Source organism: Pseudomonas sp. B37(2017) (genome assembly GCF_002112885.1).
In the GTDB taxonomy this organism is placed as follows: domain Bacteria; phylum Pseudomonadota; class Gammaproteobacteria; order Pseudomonadales; family Pseudomonadaceae; genus Aquipseudomonas; species Aquipseudomonas paraglycinae.
Genome location: NZ_NEIX01000016.1, coordinates 1 through 23,318, shown reverse-complemented (window position 1 = coordinate 23,318; position 23,318 = coordinate 1). Strand labels below are relative to the sequence as shown.

21 protein-coding genes are annotated in these 23,318 nt (G+C 62.4%); 13 read left to right on the top strand and 8 right to left on the bottom strand.

Features of this window, described 5'->3' with window-relative positions; all coding sequences use genetic code 11:
• Positions 1–68: 68 nt before the first annotated feature.
• The 6 genes from CAF90_RS26960 to bioB all read right to left on the bottom strand — a co-directional run bounded on the left by CAF90_RS26960 (position 69) and on the right by bioB (position 5,066).
• Entirely contained in the window at positions 69–365 is a 297-nt protein-coding gene (locus tag CAF90_RS26960) for a pyrroloquinoline quinone biosynthesis protein PqqE (RefSeq protein ID WP_085609074.1), read from the bottom strand.
• Between the two features lie 106 nt (positions 366–471).
• Complete coding sequence (bioD, locus tag CAF90_RS26955) at positions 472–1,152, bottom strand: dethiobiotin synthase (protein WP_007959854.1); 681 nt, start codon at positions 1,150–1,152, stop codon at positions 472–474.
• Entirely contained in the window at positions 1,149–1,955 is an 807-nt protein-coding gene (gene bioC, locus CAF90_RS26950; RefSeq protein ID WP_085609073.1) for a malonyl-ACP O-methyltransferase BioC, read from the bottom strand. The genes bioD and bioC overlap by 4 nt, the downstream gene beginning before the upstream one ends.
• Complete coding sequence (locus CAF90_RS26945; RefSeq protein WP_085609072.1) at positions 1,948–2,679, bottom strand: alpha/beta fold hydrolase; 732 nt, start codon at positions 2,677–2,679, stop codon at positions 1,948–1,950. The genes bioC and CAF90_RS26945 overlap by 8 nt, the downstream gene beginning before the upstream one ends.
• The gene (gene bioF, locus CAF90_RS26940; RefSeq protein ID WP_007959842.1) at positions 2,672–3,850 is read right to left on the bottom strand and encodes an 8-amino-7-oxononanoate synthase; all 1,179 of its coding nucleotides are present in this window, start codon (positions 3,848–3,850) and stop codon (positions 2,672–2,674) included. Before bioF ends, CAF90_RS26945 begins: the two co-directional genes overlap by 8 nt.
• 160 nt (positions 3,851–4,010) lie before the next feature.
• On the bottom strand, positions 4,011–5,066 hold the full coding sequence (bioB, locus tag CAF90_RS26935; RefSeq protein ID WP_011336244.1) for a biotin synthase BioB: 1,056 nt from the start codon (positions 5,064–5,066) through the stop codon (positions 4,011–4,013).
• A 91-nt stretch (positions 5,067–5,157) separates the two neighbouring features.
• Here bioB and CAF90_RS26930 point away from each other — a divergent pair, with 91 nt between their 5' ends.
• The 5 genes from CAF90_RS26930 to rarD all read left to right on the top strand — a co-directional run bounded on the left by CAF90_RS26930 (position 5,158) and on the right by rarD (position 10,737).
• A complete protein-coding gene (locus tag CAF90_RS26930; protein WP_085609071.1) occupies positions 5,158–5,898 on the top strand; it encodes a ComF family protein in 741 nt (246 codons plus the stop codon).
• A gap of 58 nt (positions 5,899–5,956) precedes the next feature.
• A complete protein-coding gene (locus CAF90_RS26925) occupies positions 5,957–6,721 on the top strand; it encodes a TOBE domain-containing protein (RefSeq protein ID WP_085609070.1) in 765 nt (254 codons plus the stop codon).
• Between the two features lie 69 nt (positions 6,722–6,790).
• Positions 6,791–8,692, top strand: coding sequence for a PhoX family phosphatase (locus CAF90_RS26920; protein WP_085609069.1), 1,902 nt, complete (start codon positions 6,791–6,793; stop codon positions 8,690–8,692).
• Between the two features lie 116 nt (positions 8,693–8,808).
• The gene (locus tag CAF90_RS26915) at positions 8,809–9,783 is read left to right on the top strand and encodes a serine/threonine protein kinase (protein ID WP_085609068.1); all 975 of its coding nucleotides are present in this window, start codon (positions 8,809–8,811) and stop codon (positions 9,781–9,783) included.
• A 66-nt stretch (positions 9,784–9,849) separates the two neighbouring features.
• Complete coding sequence (gene rarD / locus CAF90_RS26910; RefSeq protein ID WP_007959831.1) at positions 9,850–10,737, top strand: EamA family transporter RarD; 888 nt, start codon at positions 9,850–9,852, stop codon at positions 10,735–10,737.
• A gap of 223 nt (positions 10,738–10,960) precedes the next feature.
• On the opposite strand, the gene CAF90_RS26905 is transcribed toward rarD, so the two are convergent.
• Positions 10,961–11,479: a glycine cleavage system protein R gene (locus tag CAF90_RS26905; protein ID WP_007959830.1), complete on the bottom strand. Its 519-nt coding sequence runs from the start codon at positions 11,477–11,479 to the stop codon at positions 10,961–10,963.
• Between the two features lie 454 nt (positions 11,480–11,933).
• Between CAF90_RS26905 and CAF90_RS26900 the strand changes: the two genes are divergently transcribed.
• The gene (locus tag CAF90_RS26900) at positions 11,934–14,111 is read left to right on the top strand and encodes a malate synthase G (RefSeq protein WP_085609067.1); all 2,178 of its coding nucleotides are present in this window, start codon (positions 11,934–11,936) and stop codon (positions 14,109–14,111) included.
• Between the two features lie 70 nt (positions 14,112–14,181).
• Here CAF90_RS26900 and CAF90_RS26895 read toward each other — a convergent pair whose 3' ends face one another.
• Positions 14,182–14,628 (bottom strand): response regulator, encoded by a 447-nt coding sequence (locus tag CAF90_RS26895; RefSeq protein ID WP_085609066.1) that lies wholly within the window; start codon positions 14,626–14,628, stop codon positions 14,182–14,184.
• A 253-nt stretch (positions 14,629–14,881) separates the two neighbouring features.
• Between CAF90_RS26895 and CAF90_RS26890 the strand changes: the two genes are divergently transcribed.
• The 7 genes from CAF90_RS26890 (at position 14,882) to CAF90_RS26860 (ending at position 23,128) form a co-directional block, all read left to right on the top strand.
• Complete coding sequence (locus CAF90_RS26890; protein WP_045121910.1) at positions 14,882–16,822, top strand: putative nucleotidyltransferase substrate binding domain-containing protein; 1,941 nt, start codon at positions 14,882–14,884, stop codon at positions 16,820–16,822.
• The gene (locus CAF90_RS26885) at positions 16,819–17,526 is read left to right on the top strand and encodes a PolC-type DNA polymerase III (RefSeq protein ID WP_085609065.1); all 708 of its coding nucleotides are present in this window, start codon (positions 16,819–16,821) and stop codon (positions 17,524–17,526) included. The genes CAF90_RS26890 and CAF90_RS26885 overlap by 4 nt, the downstream gene beginning before the upstream one ends.
• Positions 17,527–17,636: 110 nt before the next feature.
• The gene (locus CAF90_RS26880) at positions 17,637–18,155 is read left to right on the top strand and encodes an RNA polymerase sigma factor (protein ID WP_045121909.1); all 519 of its coding nucleotides are present in this window, start codon (positions 17,637–17,639) and stop codon (positions 18,153–18,155) included.
• Positions 18,152–19,123: a FecR family protein gene (locus CAF90_RS26875; protein WP_085609064.1), complete on the top strand. Its 972-nt coding sequence runs from the start codon at positions 18,152–18,154 to the stop codon at positions 19,121–19,123. Before CAF90_RS26880 ends, CAF90_RS26875 begins: the two co-directional genes overlap by 4 nt.
• Positions 19,124–19,320: 197 nt before the next feature.
• Positions 19,321–21,747, top strand: a complete 2,427-nt coding sequence (locus tag CAF90_RS26870; RefSeq protein ID WP_007959822.1) for a TonB-dependent siderophore receptor — start codon at positions 19,321–19,323, stop codon at positions 21,745–21,747.
• Positions 21,748–21,821: 74 nt separating this feature from the next.
• Positions 21,822–22,952, top strand: coding sequence for a PepSY domain-containing protein (locus CAF90_RS26865; RefSeq protein WP_085609063.1), 1,131 nt, complete (start codon positions 21,822–21,824; stop codon positions 22,950–22,952).
• The gene (locus CAF90_RS26860) at positions 22,949–23,128 is read left to right on the top strand and encodes a hypothetical protein (RefSeq protein WP_085609062.1); all 180 of its coding nucleotides are present in this window, start codon (positions 22,949–22,951) and stop codon (positions 23,126–23,128) included. Before CAF90_RS26865 ends, CAF90_RS26860 begins: the two co-directional genes overlap by 4 nt.
• Positions 23,129–23,318: the final 190 nt, after the last annotated feature.

Genomic DNA, 23,318 nt, shown 5'->3' with positions numbered 1-23,318 from the left:
GGGAGAAGGACTTACAACGAAAAACGCCGCGAACAGTCGCGGCGTCTGGCAAAGCGCAGATCAAAAAATCAGGCGAAGGTATCGATGATCGTACCGAGCATTTCATCGGAAGCCTTGGCGACTTTCACGCCCAGTTCCGCCTGAAACTTGCCTTGGGCCATCTCGACCATGTTGCTGGCAAGGTCCGATTGCTGGGCGCGATCCACGGAACGCAGACGATCGACCTGCACTTCCGAAGACTGGCTGGTGACCGAACGCTCGATGGTGCTGCGGGCGATCTGGCTGGCGGCCTGATCGACGCGGTTCTGCCCGGTCTGAATGGTACTCAGACCTGCATAAAAAGCTGTGTTTCCGGAGATTTCCATGGGAGCTCTCATCCTTGGGAAGGATCAATGGGTGCCATTGAACCAGAGGCGTCAGAAAAACACCCGTCAAAAACACTAATGGCACAGTGCCTTGTCATAGCCAAAATCAGTCGAGCAGATCCAGTTGCAAGTGATCGGCGACCGCTTCAGCGCTGACGGCTTTGAGTTTCGGCACCCGCCCCAGGCACGGTGCCGGAATCCGCTCGGCCAGTGTCGCCAGGTTTTCCTCCAGCCGCGACGTCTTCGGATCAATAATGTTCGCCACCCATCCCGCCAGTTGCAGCCCGTCCCGGGCAATCGCCTCGGCAGTCAACAACGCATGACTGATGCATCCCAGACGCACGCCGACCACCAGAATCACCGGCAACTTCAACGCAATCGCCAGATCCGACAGATTGTCCTGATCCGCCAACGGCACCCGCCAGCCGCCCGCGCCTTCGATCAGCGTGAAGTCGGCGTTCATGGCCAGAATCTCGCGCATCGGCGCCAGCAACGATTGCACGGTCAACGCCACACCCGCCTCACGCGCTGCCAGATGCGGCGCGATCGCTGGCTCGAACGCCACCGGATTGACCTGTTGATACGTCAGCGGCAACGAGCATTCGGCCTGCAACGCCAGCGCATCGGAATTGCGCAAACCTCTGGGCGTCACCACACAACCGGACGCCACCGGTTTGCCCGCCGCCGTACTCAGCCCCGCCGACCGCGCAGCGTGCAGCAATCCGGCGGCAACGGTGGTCTTGCCGACGTCAGTGTCGGTTCCGGTGATGAAATAGGCTGCGCTCATAAGGGTTTCTCCAACACGGCGTAGACCACCTGATAAGTCGCCGGCAAGCCCTGCGGCTGACGGAACTGCTCGTAGGCTTCGACCAGCCCCAGAATCCGCGCCCGTCCGGTCAATCCGCCCGGCCGGCCAGGGTTCAGGTTATGCGCGCCCAGGGCCTTGAGTTCATGGGTCAGGCTACGCACATCCGGGTAATGCAGCACATGCGGCCGGTTCTCCAGACAAACATTGCGCAAACCACTGGCTGCGCACAATTGCTCGTAGCGGGCGAACTCGCGGAAGCGGTTGACGTGCACCAGGCCATCGACCTGACGCCAGCTGTCGCGCAATTCGTACAGCGTCCCTACACAAAGACTAGCAAACGCGAAAATCCCCCCCGGTTTCAGCACCCGAAACGCTTCGCCGAGCACCGCTTCGAAGTCCGCGCACCACTGCACGGCGAGGCTGGAGAAGATCAGATCGCAGGTCAAATCCTGCAACGGTAAACGTTCGGCATCGCCAGCAATGAAGTGTGTGGCCCCGCCCAACGGCCGCGCGTGATTGAGCATGCCCTCCGCAATATCCAGCGCCAGCCCCTCACCAAATCGCTCGGCCAGCGCCCGAGTGAAATACCCGGTGCCGCAGCCCAGATCCAGCCAGCGTGCCGGCCGAAAATCCACCGGCAAGCGACTCATCAACTGCGTACCGACATCGCGCTGCAACTCGGCGACGCTGTCATAGCTGGCCGCTGCACGAGAAAAAGAAGCCGCGACCTGGCGCTTGTCAGGCAAGCCTCCGGGCAACGCCGCAACAGACAAATCAGTCATCACCGCACTCACTTAAAAACGCCTGGATCGCACCCGCTACACCGTGGGGGTCTTCCAGAAGAAACGCATGGCTGGCCTGCTCGATCAGACCGACCTCGACATCTGCCAGCAACGCGAACAACTCGCCCGCGGCCTCCGCCGGCACCAACCCGTCCAGCCCTCCGAACAGATGCAATTGCGGACCACGAAACGCCTGCAAGGCTTCACGCGTATCGATCTGCGCCAACAATTCCAGACCGGCCATCAACGCGGCCGGCGAGGTATTCGGCGCGCCGCCGAGCAACAGCCGCGACAAGCCACGCGCGTCTTGTGCGCCTTGGGCGCACAGCAGAGAGAATCGCTTGAGAGTCGTGCGCGGGTCGGCGCTGCAGCCGGCCAGAAACGCATCGAAGGTCTCGCCGGGCATCGCGCTCGGCCACTGTTCATGGGCGACAAACGAAGGATTGCTCGCCAGGGTCAGCAAGCCGCAGCAATGTTCGCCACGCCGCGCCGCCAGCTCGGAAGCGAGCATGCCGCCCAGCGACCAGCCGCCGAGCCAGGCATCTGCGGGGATGCGCTCATCGAGTTCGTCGAGCCAGTCGTCCAGATCGCTGGAGTCCAGCTCCGGCAAAGGCTCGATATCGACCTGCAGGTGTTCGTCGAGTCCGCGCAACGCAGCGGCCAACGGCTCCAGCGGCGAAACGCCGAGCCCCCAACCCGGTAGCAGAATCAGGCGATCACGCATGGCTTGGCTCCGACTTGAGTTGCGCAAAGCAATCGGCCAGTCCTTCTAACAATAGCTGCACCTGTGCCTCGCTGTGGGCAGCGGTCAGCGTCACCCGCAACCGCGCGCTGCCGGCGGGCACGGTCGGCGGGCGGATCGCGGTGACCATCAGCCCACGCTCGCGCAGCATCTGCGACAAACGCACGGCGCGACCGGCATCGCCGATCAGGATCGGCTGGATCGGCGTGAAGCTGTCCATCAGTTCCAGGCCGATCTGTTCGGCGCCGTGGCGGAACTGGCGGATCAGCGTCTGCAAATGCTCGCGACGCCAGTGCTCGCTACGCAGCAGTTCCAGACTTTTCAACGTTGCACAGGCCAGCGCCGGTGGCTGGCTGGTGGTGTAGATGTAGGGGCGGGCGAACTGGATCAGACTTTCGATCAGCTCTTCACTGCCGGCCACAAAGGCGCCAGCCGTGCCGAACGCTTTGCCGAGCGTGCCGACCAGCACCGGCACGTCCTCCTGACTCAGACCGAAATGCTCGACGATCCCGCCACCGTTTGCCCCCAGCGGGCCGAAACCGTGGGCGTCGTCGACCATCAGCCAGGCGCCTTTCGCTTTGGTTTCCCGGGCCAGCGCCGGCAGATCGGCGAGGTCGCCGTCCATGCTGAACACGCCGTCAGTGACCACCAGCGTATTGCCGGTGGCTTTCTCCAGACGCTTGGCGAGGCTGTCGGCGTCGTTGTGCAAATAGCGATTGAAGCGCGCGCCGGACAACAGGCCGGCATCCAGCAACGAGGCATGATTGAGCCGGTCTTCCAGCACCGTATCGCCCTGCCCGACCAATGCGGTGACCGCGCCGAGGTTGGCCATGTAACCGGTGGTGAACAACAGCGCACGCGGCCGTCCGGTGAGATCCGCCAAAGCCTCCTCAAGCGCGTGATGCGGACCGCTGTGACCGATCACCAGATGCGAAGCACCGCCGCCGACGCCCCATTTCGAAGCGCCGGCGCGCCAGGCTTCGATCACTTGCGGATGATTGGCCAGGCCCAGGTAATCGTTGTTGCAGAACGCCAGCAACGGCTGACCGTCGACCACCACTTCCGGCCCTTGCGGGCTTTCAAGCAGCGGGCGCTGGCGATAGAGATTTTCGGCACGACGGGCAGCAAGGCGTGCGGCGAGATCGAAAGACATGCAAGCCTCGACATTCAAGTGACACAGATCCCTTGTGGGAGCGAGCCTGCTCGCGAAGAGGCCTTCACATCCGACATCAATGTCGACTGAAGCACCGCTTTCGCGAGCAAGCTCGCTCCCACAGGAGTTTGCATTCCTTCAGAGGAATCCGCGCAGTTTTTTACACCGCCGCGTTGTAGAACTGCTCGCTGCTCTTCTGCTCCACCAGCGCCTGCTCGATGGCGGCCTGATGCACTTCGTCGGCGTGCTCTTCGCGAGCTTCCGGCTGAATGCCCAGACGCGCGAACAGCTGCATGTCCTTGTCGGCCTGCGGGTTGGCGGTGGTCAGCAGTTTGTCGCCGTAGAAGATCGAGTTGGCGCCGGCGAAGAAGGCCAGGGCCTGCATCTGCTCGTTCATCGCTTCGCGGCCGGCGGACAGGCGCACGTGGGATTGCGGCATCAGGATGCGCGCCACAGCGAGCATGCGGATGAAGTCGAACGGATCGACGTCGTCGGCGTTTTCCAGTGGCGTGCCGGCGACTTTCACCAGCATGTTGATCGGCACCGATTCCGGATGCTCCGGCAGGTTGGCCAGCTGAATCAGCAGGTTCGCGCGGTCATCGAGGGACTCGCCCATGCCGAGAATGCCGCCGGAGCAGATTTTCATCCCCGCATCGCGCACGTAGGCCAGGGTCTGCAGACGCTCGGCATAGGTGCGGGTGGTGATGATGCTGCCGTAGAACTCCGGCGAGGTGTCGAGGTTGTGGTTGTAGTAATCGAGCCCGGCCTTGGCCAGCGCTTCGGTCTGATCCTGATCGAGACGACCGAGGGTCATGCAGGTTTCCAGGCCCATGGCCTTCACGCCTTCGACCATTTTCAACACGTAAGGCATGTCCTTGGCCGACGGGTGTTTCCACGCCGCACCCATGCAGAAACGGGTCGAGCCGATGGCCTTGGCGCGGGCAGCCTCTTCGAGGACTTTCTGCACTTCCATCAGCTTTTCTTTTTCCAGCCCGGTGTTGTAGTGACCGGACTGCGGACAATATTTGCAATCTTCCGGGCAGGCGCCGGTCTTGATCGACAGCAGGGTGGAAACCTGGACGCGGTTGGCGTCGAAATGCGCGCGGTGCACCGTCTGCGCCTGGAACAGCAAGTCGTTGAATGGCTGAACGAAGAGTGCTTTGACTTCGGCCAAAGTCCAGTCGTGACGCAGGGTGGCAGTGGTGCTGGCGCTCATGGGCGGTTCCTTGGTTATGCTTGGCTGGCGCCTGGGGAAACGGAATACCCACAGGCACGACACGGATGTTCGGCATATTTAAGGAAGAGTCATGCGCTGTCAACCACACTACGAACGGCCGGTTTACATCTGGTTAAAAAACAAACAACTCTGTTTATTGTGCGATGAGCCGGCAGACGCGCAAATCCCGATCTGCACCGCCTGTGAAACCGATCTGCCGTGGCTGGGCGATCAATGCCTGACGTGCGCCCTGCCCTTGCCCGCTGCCGGGCTTACCTGTGGTGGCTGCCTGCAGGATCCGCCAGCCTTTGAGCAAGTGGCCGTGCCATGGGTTTATGGCTTTCCGGTGGACACGCTGATCACCCGTTTCAAGCACAACGGCAAATGGCCGCTTGGCCACTTGCTCGCCGACGTTCTCGGCGAGTTCCTGCAACATCGCTTCGAAGAAGACCTGCCTCGCCCGGACGCCCTGCTGCCGGTACCGCTTGCACCGAAACGCCTGCGCCAGCGCGGCTTCAACCAAGCAGCGATGCTGGCGCAGTGGCTGGGCAAGTCACTCGACCTGCCTTGCGAGGAACACAGCCTGTTGCGCGTGCAGGATACCGACGCCCAGCAGGCCCTCAACGCCAAAGCGCGTAAACGCAATCTGCGACACGCCTTCGCCTTGAGCCCCGATGCCCAGGTGAAAGGCCGGCACCTGGCCCTGGTCGACGACGTGCTGACCACCGGCGCCACCGCCCAGGCGCTGGCCCGGTTGCTGATGGACGCCGGCGCCGCGCGGGTGGATGTGTACTGCCTGGCCCGCACGCCAAAACCCGGCGACGCGGCTTGACGGATACGCCTCGAGCCGCCAACGTCCTCCCTCAACCTTTCAGCACAAAGCGTCCGCCATGTCCCTGCCCTCTCTGTTGTCCCAGCACATCGTCCGCCGTCCGCAGCGCATCGCCTTGCTGCAACACATCGCCGAACAGGGTTCGATCACCCGCGCTGCGAAAAGCGCCGGCCTGAGTTACAAGGCGGCGTGGGACGCCATCGATGAGCTGAACAACCTCGCGCAAAAGCCTCTGGTCGAGCGCGCGGTCGGCGGCAAGGGCGGCGGTGGCGCCAAGCTGTCGAGCGAGGGCGAGCGAGTGCTGCGTCTGTATCAGAAGCTGCAAGCCTTGCAGGCCCAGGTGCTGGAAGCGGCCGAGGACGCCAGCGATCTGGACCTGCTCGGTCGGCTGATGCTCAGGACCAGCGCGCGCAATCAGTTGCACGGCAAAGTTGTGCTGATCGAAGGTCAGGGCCGCAACGATCTGATCCGCCTCGAACTGGCCGAAGGCCTGTCGATCGACGCACAGATCACCCACGACAGCACCTTGCACCTGGAGCTGCAACCGGGCACCGAAGTGGTGGCGCTGATCAAGGCCGGCTGGCTCGAACTGCTCGCGCCAGAGGCCACGCCCGCCGTCGGCCATAACCTTCTGAGCGGTCGGATCGAGGCGATTCTCGACGCCGAAGACGGCCCGAGCGAAGTGCGCATCGCCCTGCCCAACGGCCAGACCCTGTGTGCGCTGGCAGAACCGCTGGACTTGCGCACTCGTGGCCTGACGGTCGAGCAAGCGGTGCAGGTGCAGTTTTCCCCGTCCAATGTGCTGCTCGGAACACCGCTCTAAACAGCGCTGCAACGAAAGCGTCATCGACCCGCATTAAGGTGGCTGCCAAAACCATGCAGGGAGCCTGATGTGAGCCTATTAGAAGAAAACCAATCCACAGACCTGGAAAAAATGGTCGGCCTGAGCCGTCGCGGTTTCATCAGCGCCGGCGCGCTGTGCGGCGCGGCGATGTTCCTCGGCGGCAACCTGCTGAGCCGCAGCGTACTGGCCGCCAGTGTCAGCGCCGGCAACAGCCGTCTGCTCGGCTTCGACAGCATTCCGGCTGCCACCACCGACACCATTAGCCTGCCCAAAGGCTACAAGTCGTCGGTGCTGATCAGCTGGGGCCAGCCGTTGCAAAAGAACGGCCCGGCCTTCGACCCGAGCGGCAACGGCACAGCGGCTGCGCAGGAAGTGCAGTTCGGCGACAACAACGACGGCATGAGCCTGTTCGAATTCCCGGGCGAGAAAAACCGTGCGTTGATGGCGATCAACAACGAATACACCAACTATCGCTACCTCTATCCGCACGGCGGCATGCCGCAGTCGGCCGAGGACGTGCGCAAGGCCCTGGCCTGCGAAGGCGTGTCGGTGATCGAAGTCCAGCGCAAGAACGGCCAGTGGCAGTTCGTCCAGGGCTCGCGCTACAACCGGCGCATTCACGGCAACTCGCCGCTGCGTATCAGCGGCCCGGCAGCCGGTCACGAGCTGATGAAAACCAGCGCCGACAAGCACGGCAAGAAAGTTCTCGGCACCTTCCAGAACTGCGCCAACGGCAAGACGCCGTGGGGCACTTATCTGACCTGCGAAGAGAACTTCACCGACTGTTTCGGCAGCAGCAACGCCCAGCAACAGTTCGACCCGGCGCAGAAACGCTACGGCGTGTCGGCCGCCAGCCGCGAGATCAACTGGCACCCGTTCGATCCGCGCTTCGACATGGCGAAGAACCCGAACGAGCTCAACCGCCACGGATGGGTCGTGGAGATCGATCCGTTCGACCCGCAATCGACCCCGGTCAAACGCACCGCGCTGGGCCGCTTCAAACATGAAAACGCCGCACTGGCCGAGACCGACGACGGTCGCGCCGTGGTGTACATGGGCGACGACGAACGCGGCGAGTTCATCTACAAATTCGTCAGCCGCGACAAGATCAACCACCGCAACGCCAAGGCCAACCGCGACATCCTCGATCACGGCACGCTGTACGTGGCCAAGTTCGATGCCGGCGACGGCAACCCGGACCATCCGAAAGGCCAGGGCCAGTGGATCGAACTGACCCACGGCAAAAACGGCATCGACGCCAGCAGCGGTTTCGCTGATCAGGCTGAAGTGCTGATTCACGCGCGTCTGGCGGCGAGTGTGGTCGGCGCCACGCGCATGGACCGTCCGGAATGGATCGTGGTCAGCCCGAAAGACGGCCAGGTTTATTGCACCCTGACCAACAACGCCAAGCGCGGCGAAGACGGCCAACCGGTGGGCGGGCCGAATCCTCGGGAGAAAAACGTCTACGGCCAGATCCTGCGCTGGCGCACCGACCGCGACGATCACGCGTCGAAGACTTTCGCCTGGGATCTGTTCGTGGTGGCCGGCAACCCGGGCGTCCATGCCGGTACGCCGAAGGGCGGTTCGTCGAATATCACCCCGCAGAACATGTTCAACAGCCCGGACGGCCTCGGTTTCGACAAGGCTGGCCGACTGTGGATTCTCACCGACGGTGATTCGAGCAACGCTGGTGATTTCGCCGGGATGGGCAACAACCAGATGCTCTGCGCCGATCCTGCGACCGGTGAGATTCGCCGGTTCATGGTCGGGCCGATCGGCTGTGAAGTCACCGGGATCAGTTTCTCGCCGGATCAGAAAACCCTGTTCGTCGGGATTCAGCACCCGGGCGAGAACGGCGGTTCGACCTTCCCCGAGCACCTGCCGAACGGCAAGCCACGCTCATCGGTGATGGCGATTACCCGTGAGGATGGCGGGATCGTCGGCGCCTGATTTGACGACGCTCTGATCGTTCCCGTGCGCTGCACGGGAACGATCCCACTCAAGACAGCCCGTCTGCGCTACCATGCTGAGCCGGACGCGGCAGCCTGCTGCGCGCAGGAGTCAGCATGGCCCACCCGTTTGAAACCCTCACCCCAGACCTCGTGCTCGATGCCGTCGAAAGCATCGGCTTCCTGAGCGACGCGCGCATTCTGGCGCTCAACAGTTATGAAAACCGCGTCTATCAGGTCGGCATCGAAGACTCGGAACCGCTGATCGCCAAGTTCTATCGCCCGCAGCGCTGGACCAACGAAGCGATCCTGGAGGAGCACCAGTTCACCTTCGAACTGGCCGACGTCGAAATCCCGGTGGTGGCGCCGCTGATCCACAACGGCGAAACCCTGCACGAACACGCCGGTTTTCGTTTCACCCTGTTTCCCCGTCGCGGTGGCCGGGCGCCGGAGCCGGGCAATCTCGACCAGTTGTATCGCCTCGGCCAGTTGCTCGGGCGCATGCACGCGGTCGGCGGGACCAAACCGTTCGAGCACCGCGAAGCGTTGGCCGTGAAGAACTTCGGCCATGACTCGCTGACCACTTTGCTGGAAGGCAACTTCATCCCGAAAAGCCTGCTGCCGGCCTACGAATCGGTCGCCCGCGATCTGCTCAAGCGTGTGGAAGACGTCTACGCCAACACGCCGCACCAGAACATCCGCATGCACGGCGACTGCCACCCCGGCAACATGATGTGCCGCGACGAGATGTTCCACATCGTCGACCTCGACGACTGCCGCATGGGCCCGGCGGTGCAGGACATCTGGATGATGCTCGCCGGCGATCGTCAGGATTGTCTGGGACAACTGTCGGAGTTGATGGACGGCTACAACGAATTCCACGACTTCGATCCGCGCGAACTGGCGCTGATCGAACCGTTGCGCGCCCTGCGCCTGATGCATTACAGCGCGTGGCTGGCCCGACGCTGGGACGATCCGGCGTTCCCCCGCAGCTTTCCTTGGTTCGGCAGCGAGCGGTATTGGGGCGATCAGGTGCTGGCGTTGCGCGAGCAACTGTCGGCGCTGAACGAAGAGCCGTTGAAGCTTTTCTGACACGACACGTCTATACAACTGCCCGTACAATCGCTGCTTTGTTAGCTGCCTAAGCAAGGATTCTGCATGCAAGCCGCCAACCCGCGTCGCGGGTACATTCTGGGCCTTAGCGCCTACATTATCTGGGGACTGTTCCCGCTCTACTTCAAAGCCATCGCCGAAGTGCCGGCGGTGGAAATCATCATCCACCGGGTGCTGTGGTCGGCGCTGTTCGGCGCGCTGCTGTTGATGGTGTGGAAGCATCCCGGCTGGTGGCAGGAACTGCGCGACAACCCGAAACGCTTGGCGATTCTTGCGCTCAGCGGCACCTTGATCGCGGCCAACTGGCTGACCTACGTCTGGTCGGTGAATAACGGCCGGATGCTGGAAGCGAGCCTCGGTTACTACATCAACCCGCTGGTGAATGTGCTGCTGGGCATGCTGATCCTTGGCGAACGCCTGCGGCGCATGCAGTGGCTGGCGGTCGGTCTGGCGGCGGTCGGCGTGGCGCAGCAGGTGTGGCAGGTCGGCAGCCTGCCGTGGGTGTCGCTGGTGCTGGCGCTGACCTTCGGTTTCTACGGGCTGATCCGCAAGCAGGCGCCGGTCAAGGCGTTGCCGGGGCTGGTGGTGGAAACCTGGATGCTGGTGCCGATCGCTCTCGCATGGCTGCTGTTCAATCCGACCGCAACCAGTGCTCAGGCCGAGTTCTGGACCACCTCCGAAGCCTGGTGGCTGGTGGCGGCCGGTCCGGTGACGCTGGTGCCGCTGGTGTGCTTCAACGCGGCGGCACGGCACCTGCCCTACACCACCCTCGGTTTCCTGCAATACCTGGCGCCGACGTTGGTACTGCTGCAAGCCGTGCTGCTGTTCGGCGAGCACTTGTCGTCCAGCACGCTGATCGCCTTCATGTTTATCTGGGCCGGTCTGGCGGTGTACAGCGTCGATGCGTGGCTGAGCCTGCGCCGGCGCAGCTGATCAAAAAACGCACAAACCTCCGCAGGCCACGGTTCTCGTGGCCTGTATCGTTCCTTCCCAAGGTTATCCACAGCGTGATCCCCGCCGTTTGTGCGCAAGTCACTGAATGCTGGCGGTTTTTTGATCAATCTTCGCCAGGCCACGGCGGACGTGGCCTGGCGCTCAGTCTCTACAGGTTATCCACAGGCAGGTGCACGCTAAAACTGGATAACCCGTTCCGCTCTTATGGATCAGTGCGCAGCACCAGTTCCACCATCAAGTCATCGGCCAGGGTTTCCAGCCGCGATTGCAGCACGTCCAGCGACAAGGTCAGCGGCACTGCGAGAATCGCCTCGGCGTGGAACAGCGGTTCACTGCTCATCGGCGCCGGGCGCACTTCGGTCACCAGCCGTTCGAGGTTGACGCCCTGCTCGCTCAGCAAGCGAGTGATGTCGCGCACGATGCCCGGTCGGTCATTGCCCACCAGCTCCATGGCGATCGGTTTCCAGGTGCAGGCCTGCTCGATACCGCTTTCGGCCACCAGCACGCGAATCCCCTGAGCCGACAAAGCTTGTAGGGCATCGACTAATTCGTCGTAAGCCTCCGCCGGCACACCGACCCGCAGGATCCCGGCGAACTGCCCGGCCATGCGTGACATGCGGCTTTCCAGCCAGTTGCCGCCGTGTTCGGCGATACATTGGGCGATGCGCTCGACCTGCCCGGGCTTGTCCGGTGCGAAGACGGTGAGTACGAGGTGATCCATGGCGCAGCCCTCTTGTCATGACTTTTGTTATAGAAAAGCAAGTATAGGCAAGCGTTCGACAGACGCCTCAGACGCTCGAAATCACAAATCGTGTACAACTTTTTATATTTAACTGGAACAATACATTGGTTTTTTGAGAACATCCCGTTCCGCGCCGTGACCGCAATGCGTCATGGGGTCGCAGAACGACGTAATTAGTCTGATTTTCACAACCGCAACTCATCATGTAGTATGCCGCAGCGCGCACTACATAACGCTGGATCGATGTCTGCCCAAGGCACGTTCGCAACCCTGAAAGCCCCGTCAGCAAGGCCCCCAAGCCGTTGATTGGTCCCAGCCCAGCCGCCAGCGATGGCATGTACTGGTCGAGGGGTTTGTGGTTTAAATGGCCAGAGGCTTCATTGTTAAATTGAAGAGCTGAAAAGCGAAATAGCTGAGCAGAGTGAGGCAAGCAATGACTGAACACGTTCAAGTCGGTGGCCTGCAGGTCGCCAAAGTCCTGTTCGACTTCGTGAACAACGAAGCCATTCCCGGTACCGGCCTCACCGCCGACAAATTCTGGGAAGGTGCCGACAAGGTCATTCACGACCTGGCGCCGAAGAACAAAGCCCTACTCGCCAAACGCGATGACTTCCAGGCTCGTATCGATGGCTGGCACCAGAGCCGTGCCGGTCAGCCGCACGACGCCGTGGCCTACAAAGCCTTCCTGCAAGAGATCGGTTATCTGCTGCCAGAAGCGGCTGATTTCCAGGCAACGACGCAAAACGTCGATGACGAAATCGCCCGTACCGCCGGCCCGCAACTCGTGGTTCCGGTGATGAACGCCCGCTTCGCCCTCAACGCCTCGAACGCCCGCTGGGGTTCGCTGTACGACGCCCTGTATGGCACCGACGCTATCAGCGAAGCCGGCGGCGCGGAAAAAGGCAAAGGCTACAACAAGGTGCGTGGCGACAAAGTCATCGCCTTCGCCCGTGCGTTCCTCGACGAAGCCGCGCCACTGGCGACCGGCTCCCACGTCGATTCCACCGGCTACAAGATCGCTGACGGCAAACTGGTCGTCACCCTCAAGGGCGGCAGCACCAGCGGCCTGCGCAACGAAGCTCAGCTGATCGGCTTCCAGGGCGACGCCAATGCGCCGATCGCGATCCTGCTGAAAAACAACGGCCTGCATTTCGAAATCCAGATCGATGCCAGCACCCCGGTCGGCCAGACCGATGCCGCTGGCGTCAAAGACATCCTGATGGAAGCAGCGCTGACCACCATCATGGACTGCGAAGACTCCGTCGCTGCCGTCGATGCCGACGACAAAGTGGTGATCTACCGAAACTGGCTCGGCCTGATGAAGGGCGATCTGGCGGAATCCGTGTCCAAGGGCGGCCAGACCTTCACCCGTACCATGAACCCGGATCGCACCTACACCAAGGTCGACGGCAGCGAATTGACCCTGCACGGCCGCTCGCTGTTGTTCGTGCGTAACGTCGGTCACCTGATGACCATCGACGCGATCCTCGACAAGCACGGCAACGAAGTGCCGGAAGGCATCCTCGACGGCCTGGTGACTTGCCTGGCGGCGATGCACAACCTGAGCGGCAACACTTCGCGCAAGAACACCCGCACCGGTTCGGTCTACATCGTTAAACCGAAGATGCACGGCCCAGAAGAGGCGGCGTTCACCAACGAGCTGTTCGGTCGCATCGAAGACGTGCTGGGCCTCAAGCGCAACACCCTGAAAGTCGGGATCATGGACGAGGAGCGCCGTACCACGGTCAACCTCAAGGCCTGCATCCAGGCCGCCAGCGAGCGCGTGGTGTTCATCAACACCGGTTTCCTCGACCGCACCGGCGACGAAATCCACACCTCCATGGAAGCCGGCCCGATGGTGCGCAAGGCTGACATGAAGGCCGAGAAATGGATCGGCGCCTACGAGAACTGGAACGTCGATATCGGTCTGAGCACCGGCCTGCAAGGTCGTGCGCAAATCGGTAAAGGCATGTGGGCGATGCCCGACCTGATGGCAGCGATGCTCGAACAGAAAATCGCTCACCCGCTGGCCGGCGCCAACACTGCCTGGGTTCCGTCGCCGACCGCCGCTGCGCTGCACGCGCTGCACTACCACAAGGTCGACGTGTTCGCCCGTCAGGCCGAGCTGGCCAAACGTGCCCGCGCTTCGGTCGATGACATCCTCACCATCCCGCTGGCGGTCAACCCGAACTGGACCCCGGAGCAGATCAAGAACGAACTGGACAACAACGCCCAGGGCATTCTCGGTTACGTGGTGCGCTGGATCGACCAGGGCGTGGGTTGCTCGAAAGTGCCGGACATCAACGACGTCGGCCTGATGGAAGACCGTGCGACGCTGCGTATCTCCAGCCAGCACATCGCCAACTGGCTGCGCCACGGCGTGGTGAACGAAGCGCAAGTGATGGAAAGCCTCAAGCGCATGGCGCCGGTGGTGGACCGTCAGAACGCCAACGACCCGCTGTACCGTCCGCTGGCCCCGAACTTCGACAGCAACATCGCCTTCCAGGCGGCGGTCGAACTGGTGATCGAGGGCACCAAACAGCCGAACGGCTACACCGAGCCGGTCCTGCACCGTCGTCGTCGCGAGTTCAAGGCTGCCAACGGCCTGTAACCTGCGCTGATGCCGGACATGAAAAAGCCCTGATCTTTGGATCAGGGCTTTTTTGTTTACGCCGGATTGGCTAGGGCTCGATGCCCAGCTCATGTCTGACGAGACCGAGCAACTTGGCGGTATCGATCGGTTTGAGCAGGAAATCCACCACGCTCAGATGCATCGCCGCAATCGCGTCCTTCACGTCGGCATCGCCCGAAACAATGATGATCGGCATCGCCGCCCGCACCGATTCACGCACCTGACGAATCAGGTCCAGCCCGCCGACATTGCCCATCCGCAGATCGGTGATCACAAGACCGATGGAGGGTTTTTCCTCGAGCATCTTCAGGGCGGACTCGCCGCTGGCCGCGGTCAGGCAGCGAATGCCATCCAGTGCCAGGATCTCCGACAACAACTCGCGGGCATCCTTGTCGTCGTCGACGATCAGTACCCGCTGCGGTGGCAGGTCGGGTTCCAGCATGACGGCGCTGAGCGCTTCCCGCTCGGCGTCGCTCAAAATATCGTGGTCGGACATGGCGTTCTCTACGTTTTCAAATCGATCCCCTGGCACAGTGGTCAGACATCGCTGGGCAGAGCTTCAATGTGCACTTCGTCGGATTTTTTTCCAAGGGGCGAACCGAAGAATTTCCGACTGATTTTGTAGGGCATATCCGAAAACTCCCCAACGGCATGCCCAACCTAGACTTACGTCCAATGGGCACCCCGCGCGATGGGGTCGACCATGGCTGCAACGATCCGACAACAACAATTCGAAAAAGACTGCGGTAATGGTTATGAGTAAAGCGGACGCCTTCACCCAGGCAGGGAAAACCGCGGTGTTGCAGAACATTCAGGGCACTTTGCAATTCCTCCAGCGCTTCCCCCCTTTCAATCAAATGGAACACGCCCACCTGGCCTATCTGGTGGAGCAATGCCAGCTGCGCTTCTACGGTCAGGGCGAAAGCATCATCAAACCCGCCGACGGGCCGGTCGAACACTTCTACATCGTCAAGCAGGGCCGGGTGGTCGGCGAACGTCCGCACACGGCCAAGGGCGGCACCGAAACCACGTTTGAAATCACCACCGGCGAGTGTTTTCCCCTCGCCGCGCTGCTCGGCGAACGGGCGACCCGCACCGAGCACCTGGCCGGCGAAGACACCTTCTGCCTGCAACTGAACAAACTGGCATTCATCAAGCTGTTCGCCCTCTCCAGCACCTTCCGCGATTTCGCCCTGCGCGGAGTCAGCAGCCTGCTCGATCAGGTCAATCAGCAAGTCCAGCAGAAAGCCGTGGAAACCCTCGGCACCCAGTATTCGCTGAACACTCGCCTCGGCGAATTGGCCATGCGCCATCCGGTGACCTGCAGCCCGTCTACGCCTCTGCGTGAAGCGGTGAAATTGATGCACGAACAACAGGTCGGCAGCATCGTCGCGGTGGACGAGCAAAAGGCGCCGCTAGGGATTTTTACCCTGCGCGACCTGCGCCATGTAGTGGCTGAAGGGGTTGGCGATTTCAGCGAGCCGATCGAACGCCATATGACCCGCTCGCCGTTCTATCTGTCGCCGGATCACAGCGCCTTCGACGCGGCGATTGCCATGACCGAACGGCACATCGCCCATGTGTGTCTGGTCAAGGATCGACGCCTGTGCGGTGTGGTTTCCGAGCGGGATCTGTTCTCGCTGCAGCGGGTCGATCTGGTGCATTTGGCGCGCACCATCCGTAGCGCCCAGCGGGTCGAACAACTGGTGACCCTGCGCGGCGAGATCGGCCAACTGGTGGAGCGCATGCTCGCTCACGGCGCCTCGTCGACCCAGATCACCCACATCATCACCCTGCTCAACGATCACACCGTGTGCCGGGTGATCGAACTGACCCTCGCCGAAAAAGGCGACCCCGGCGTGCCGTTCAGCTGGCTGTGCTTCGGCAGCGAAGGCCGGCGCGAGCAGACCCTGCACACCGATCAGGACAACGGCATTCTGTTCGACGCGCGGGATGCGGCCCATGCGGCGGAGATTCGCGGCAAGCTGCTGCCCATCGCCCAGCAGATCAATAACAGTCTGGCGCAATGCGGCTTCACCCTGTGCAAGGGCAACGTCATGGCCGGCAATCCGCAGCTGTGCCTGTCCCGCGCCGAATGGGCCCGACGTTTTGCCGCGTTCATTCGCGAGGCAACGCCGGAGAACCTGTTGGGATCAAGCATCTATTTCGACCTGCGCGTGGTCTGGGGTGATGAACAAGGCTGCGAGCAGTTGCGCCGGGGGATTCTCGATCAGGTCGCTGATAACCGACTGTTCCAGCGAATGATGGCCGAGAACGCCTTGCGCAACCGTCCACCAGTAGGACGTTTCCGTGAGTTCGTGCTGACGAAAAAGAACGGCGAGAAAGCCACGCTGGACCTGAAAATTCAGGGCCTAACCCCGTTTGTCGACGGTGCCCGCCTGCTGGCGCTGGCCCATGGCATCGATGCCAACAACACCCTCGAACGCTTCCGCCAGTTGGTGGATAAAGAAGTCATCGACCGACTGGATGGCGCCGCGTACGAAGAGGCGTATCACTTCATCCAACAGACGCGCATGCAACAGCATCAACTGCAGACCCGGGAAAACCTGCCGTACTCGAACCGGGTCGATCCCGACAGCCTCAATCATCTGGACCGACGCATCCTGCGTGAATCCCTGCGCCAGGCCCAGCGCCTGCAAAGCAGCCTGACCCTGCGGTATCAGCTATGAGCCTGTTTTCGTGGCTGCGTCCGGCCAGTCCCGTCGTGCCGGACGACCTGCAACAGCGCCTGACGAAACTGCCGGCCATTGGCGAACTGCGTGAATGCAGTTTGCGCGAGCAGCGTTGGGTGGTGCTGGATCTGGAAACCACCGGGCTGAACCTGAACAAGGATCGGGTGGTGTCGATCGGCGCGGTGGTGGTTGAGGACGGCGCGATCGACTTCAGCCAGCAGTTCGAACGCACCTTGCAATGTCGCGAGCTGAAACTCGGCCCGAGCGTGTTGATTCACGGTCTGGCACCGAGCGCGATTGCTGCGGGCAGCGAGCCCACCGAAGCCTTGGTCGAGCTACTGGAGTTTATCGGCGACAGCCCGGTGCTGGCTTTTCACGCCTCGTTCGACCAGCACATGCTCGGCCGCGCATTGAAGGAACACCTGGGGCACAAGTTGCAGACGGTGTTTCTCGATGTGGCGCAGATTGCCCCGCTGCTGTGCCCGCAGGCGCACATTCGCGAGGCGGGGCTGGACGAGTGGATCGACTGGTTCAAGCTCGAAGTGTTCGAACGCCACCATGCGAGCGCCGATGCTCTGGCCACGGCGGAACTGGCGCTGATCCTGTTCAGCCGGGCACGCCAGCAGCAGATCCACAGCCCGCTGAATCTGCAGCAACGCCTGAGTCAGTGGAAACGCCGCCAGCAGACGCATTCGTTCTGAATCCGGGTTGTCGCCCGACAACCCGACCGGTGGCCAATTGCTAACCATTCCCACCTCTGCCACAATCGCGAACAATTCTCGTTAGTTAACACTTCCCAGTCGGTGTCGTCGTGTCTTCAGCCCAAAGCCCTCACAGCGAGCTCGTCGGTGCGTTGTATCGCGACCACCGCGGCTGGCTGCTGGCCTGGCTGCGCCGCAACGTCGCCTGCCCGCAACGGGCCGAAGACCTGAGCCAGGACACCTTCGTCCGCCTGCTCGGCCGCGATGAACTGCTGACGCCTCGCGAACCCCGGGCGTTTCTGGTGGCGATCGCCAAAGGCTTGTTGTTCGACTACTTCCGCCGGGCGGCGCTTGAACAGGCGTATCTGACCGAACTGATGCTGATCCCCGAGGGCGAACAGCCCTCGGTCGAAGAACAGCAACTGATCCTCGAAGACCTCAAGGCCATCGACCGCATGCTCGGCAAGCTGTCGACCAAGGCCCGCGCCGCTTTCCTCTATAACCGCCTCGACGGTCTGACCCACGCCGAGATCGCCGACAAACTCGGCGTGTCGGTCCCGCGCGTGCGTCAGTACCTGGCCCAGGGCATCCGCCAGTGCTACGTCGCGTTGTACGGTGAGCCGACATGAGCCCGGCCAGTTCCCGACCGGTCCCGGCCCATGTGCTGGATGCGGCGATTGCTTGGCAATTGACCCTCGATTCCAGCACGCCGCTGGAGCGCGAAGAGTTCGCCAAATGGCACGCGGCCAATGAAGAACACGCTCGCGCCTGGCGCCAGTTGGGCATGCTCGACCAGCGTTTCAGCGTGGCCAACGGCCCGGCACGCAGCGCGTTGTTGCAATCGCGCGAAGGCATCCGCCGCCGCGTGCGCAAGCTCGGCAGCGGGCTGGCCAGTGTCGTGGCGGTGGTCGGTCTGGCGTTGTTTGCCGGCGAACGTTATCTACCGCTGGATTACTGGCTCGCCGATCAACGCACCGCCACCGGCGAACAGCGCACCGTGCGCCTGGCCGATGGCACCGTGCTCAACCTCAATACCCACAGCGCGGTGGATGTCCGCTTTGATGAGAAGCGGCGGCTGATCGTGTTGCAGGAAGGCGAAATCCTCGTCGAAACCGGTCACGGCGATGCGCGGCCGTTCATCGTCGAAACCGCCGAGGGCAGCATGCGCGCCCTGGGCACGCGGTTCCTGGTCAAGCGCGAAGACGCCGGCACGCGCCTGAGCGTGTTGCAGTCGGCGGTCGCGGCGCATCCACAATCCGATCCCAAGGAACAGATCCTGCGCGAAGGCCAGCAAGTGCTGATCCGCAATAACGGTCTGGATTCGGTGGTGGCGCTCAACCCCGGCGCCGATGCCTGGACCCGCGGCATGCTGGTGGTGGACAACGCGCGCCTGGAAGACCTGGTGCATGAACTCGGTCGCTATCGTCGCGGCCATCTGGGCATTGCGCCGGAAGTCGCCGACCTGCGCATCACCGGCAGCTTCCCGCTGCACGACACCGACAAGGCGCTGAACGCCCTGCTGCCGACCCTGCCGGTGCAGATCGAGCAGCACACGCCATGGTGGGTGACCGTGGCCAAGGCTGATCCGAAGCCCTGACAACTTGCGTTGCCTGAGCAATCGCTGTCGCGAACAGGTCGCGACAGAACCTTCACACCCCATGAAAACGGACTTTCTGCTGACTTGCGCAGCGATGTCGTTCGTTAATCGAAATTATTTTCATCCAGCCCTATCACTTTTCGAATCTCGTCCGGCACACAGGCAATTGAGAAATATTTCCATTCAGGAGCCGCCGTATGTCCCGTTCGCTAGACACCTTGTTGCGCCCCAGTTTGCTGGCGGTCGCCATTGCCCTCTGCACCCCGCTGGCCAGCAGCCAACTGATCGCCGCTGAACAGGCGTCGAGCGTACGCGCCTACAACCTGCCGGCGGCTCCGTTGTCGACCACCCTGAACCAGATCGCCAGCCAGGGCGGCCTCACGCTGTCGCTGAACCCGTCGCTGGCGGCGGGCAAGACCTCGGCGCCGGTCAACGGCCAATATGACGCGGCCGGCGCCCTGCGCGCGGCCCTGCGCGGCACCGGTCTGCAACTGGAACAGAGCAGCGCCGGCACCTACACCCTGGTCGCCGTGCCGGAAGGCGTGATGGCCCTGCCGGAAACTTCGGTGATCGGCGTGGAAAACTATGAAAGCGCCTGGGGCCCGGTCGAAGGCTACACCGCCACCCGCACCGCCGCCGGCACCAAGACCGACACCGCGCTGGTCGAAGCACCGCGTTCGATTTCGGTCGCCACTCGCCAGCAAATGGAAGACCGTGGCGTGCACAGCCTCGATGACGCCGTGCGCTACATGCCGGGCATCACCGCCAGCAGCTACGGCAGCGACACCCGCGCCGACTGGCTGCGTGTGCGCGGTTTCGAACCGACCCAGTTCCTCGACGGCCTGCCGCTGCCAAAAGGCGTGTACGCCAACCCGAAACAGGAAACCTGGAACCTCGACCGCCTCGCCCTGCTGCGCGGCCCGGCCTCGTCGGTTTACGGCCAGACCCCGCCGGGCGGCCTGCTGGACATGGTCAGCCGTCGCCCGAGCGATGTGCAGAGCAGCGAAATCCAGCTGCAATACGGCAGCGACAACCACCGTCAGATCAACTTCGCCAGCACCGGCAAGATCGACGACGCCGGCCAGTTTCTCTATGGCCTCAGCGGCGTGGTGCGTGACAGCGGCACTCAGGTCGACCACGTCGACAACAAGCGCTACAACATCGCGCCAAGCCTGACCTGGAACATCGACGACGACACCAAGTTCACCCTGCTGACCCAGTTCACCCGCGACGATACCGGCATCACCAGCCAGTTCCTGCCGGTGCAGGGCACCAAAATCGACATGCCGTTCGGCAAGGTTTCCCACCACAAGAATCTGGGCGATCCGGACTGGGAATACTACGACCGCACCTACTACGCGCTGGGCTATGCCTTCGAACATCGCCTGAACGATGTGTGGCAGTTCAAACAGAACCTGCGCTACACCAAGTCGGATCTGTCGTTCCAGGGCATCACCGTCGGCTCCTACCCGTTCACTCAAGTGGACAATGATGGCAACGTCGGCCGCTCGACCACCATCGTCGACGAAGACATCAGCCAGTTCGCCGTGGACAACAACTTCCAGGCCGACTTCGCCACCGGCGACATCCGCCATACCCTGCTGCTGGGTCTGGATCACCAGCGCAGCAACACCAACTACACCTCGATCTTCGGCAGTGCGCCGGACATCAACGTGAACAACCCGATCCATGGTCAGCCGATCGTGCGTCCGGCGCGCTCCACCGCGTTCTATGACTACAACCAGAAGACCTACCAGACCGGCCTCTACGTCCAGGACCAAATGGCCCTGGATCAATGGCGCCTGACCCTCGGCGGTCGTGAAGACTGGGTGCACACCGGTACGAAGTTCATCAACAAGGCCGATGCGACCAACACCGACCGCGACAAGGCCTTCAGCGGCAACGCAGCGATCAGCTACGTGTTCGACTCCGGTTTCGTACCGTACCTGTCGTACGCCGAATCCTTCCAGCCGACCAGCGGCGCCGACGCCTCTTCGACCGAATCGCTCAAACCGACCGAAGGCAAGCAGTGGGAACTGGGCATCAAGTACCAGCCACCAGGCAGCAAGACTTTGCTGACTGCGGCCGTGTATGACCTGACCCAGAAAAACGTTTCGGTCAGCTCGTTCGTCAACGGCGTATCGATCACCAGCCAGACCGGCGAAGTGAAGGTCAAAGGCCTGGAGCTGGAAGCCGTCTCCGACGTCACCGACAACCTGAAGGTCATCGCCGCGTACACCCTGGCCAAGTCCGAAGTGCAGAACGGCGCCGACAAGGGCAACCGCCTGCAACTGATGCCGAACCAGCAAGCCTCGCTGTGGGCCGATTACACCTGGCACAGCGGCGTGCTCGACGGCTTCGGCATCGGTGCCGGCGCGCGCTACACCGGCAACACTTACGGCGACAAAGCCAACACCTGGCTGGGCAAGGCGGACGCCTACACCGTGTTCGACGCCGCCGTGCATTACGACCTCGGCCGTCTGGACAACAGCCTCAAAGGCGCGTCGCTGGCACTCAACGCCACCAACCTGCTGGACAAGGACTACATTTCCACCTGCGACAGCTTCTACTGCTACTACGGCGACCAGCGCAGTGTCGTCGCCAGCGCCACCTACAAGTGGTAAGCGCCTGAGCTGAAACAGGCCCTGCAACCAGGCCGTCCCTCGTGGACGGCTTTGGTGTTTTTGAAGGTCATGAAATGAAAAGTAAAACAATTCGTCGCTGGTCCTTCGTCCACACCTGGACCAGCCTGATCTGCACCGTGTTTTTGCTGCTGCTGGCCCTGACCGGCCTGCCGCTGATTTTCCATCACGAAATCGACCACCTGCTGGGCGATGCGCCCGAGTTGCGGGTGATGCCGGCGGACACGCCGCATCTGAACCTGGCGCAACTGGTCGAAGCGGCGGAAAAGCATCGGCCCGGTGAAGTCGTGCAGTACTTCGGCTTCGAAGACGACGAGCCGAATGCCGTGCTGACGATCATGGCCAAGACTGCCGGCACCGAGCCCAATTCCTCGCACACCTTCATGCTCGATGCGCGCACTGGCGAAGCCCTGGAAATGCCTTCGGCCAACGGTGGCCTGATGCTGTTCATCCTGCGTCTGCACGTCGACATGTTCGCCGACCTGCCAGGCAAATTGCTGCTGGCGTTCATGGGTTTGCTGTTCGTGATCGCGATCGTGTCCGGCACGGTGTTGTACCTGCCGTTCATGCGCCGCTTGAAGTTCGGCACCGTGCGCCAGGACAAATCCACCCGCCTGCGCTGGCTCGACCTGCATAACCTGATCGGCGTGGTCACCCTGACCTGGGCGCTGGTGGTTGGTGTGACCGGCGTCATCAGTGCCTGCGCCGACCTGCTGATCGCCGCATGGCGGGCCGAAGCCCTGACGACCCTGATCGCGCCCTACCGCGACGCCCCGCCGCTGACGCAACTGGCCCCGGCCACCCGGGTGCTGGACATCGCCGGCAGCGTGACACCGGGGATGAAGCCGGACTTCATCGCCTTCCCCGGCACCCGCTTCTCCAGCGAGCATCATTACTCGGTATTCATGAAGGGCGGCACCCACCTGACTTCGCACCTGCTGACTCCGGTGCTGATCGACGCCAGCACCCTGCAAGTCACGGCGGTGGCAGAACGACCGTGGTACATGGACGCCATGGGCATGTCGCAGCCACTGCACTTCGGTGACTACGGCGGCATGCCGATGAAAATCCTCTGGGCCACGCTGGACGTGCTGACCATCATCGTCCTCGCCAGCGGCGTGTATCTGTGGGTGGTACGGCGCAAGGCCGCGAAACCGGTACTGGAACCGGCGGAGGCCTCTGCATGAAACCGCGTCAGTCGAATTTCTGGAAGGTCTTCAGTACGCCGCTGGTGATCGCGCTGCTGAGTGCGGCGGGCCTGTTCGCCGCGCTGCTGGGCGACGGGATCTGGGATGGTTTGAGCTGGATTGGTCTGGGCATTCCGGCCGCCATTGCCCTGCGCGGATTGCTGCAACGCCGCTGAGATTTGCATTGCCTGGACTGGCCTCTTCGCGGGCAAGCCCGCTCCCACAGGGGTCGCGGTGTTCACGGGATCGGTGAACACCCGAGAACGTGTGGGAGCAACTGTCTTAACCCTGCCATTCGTCACCGCCATTCGGTGCCGTCACGCAGCATGGCATTTAGTCTGATCAGTAGTATCCGCATGCAGGCGA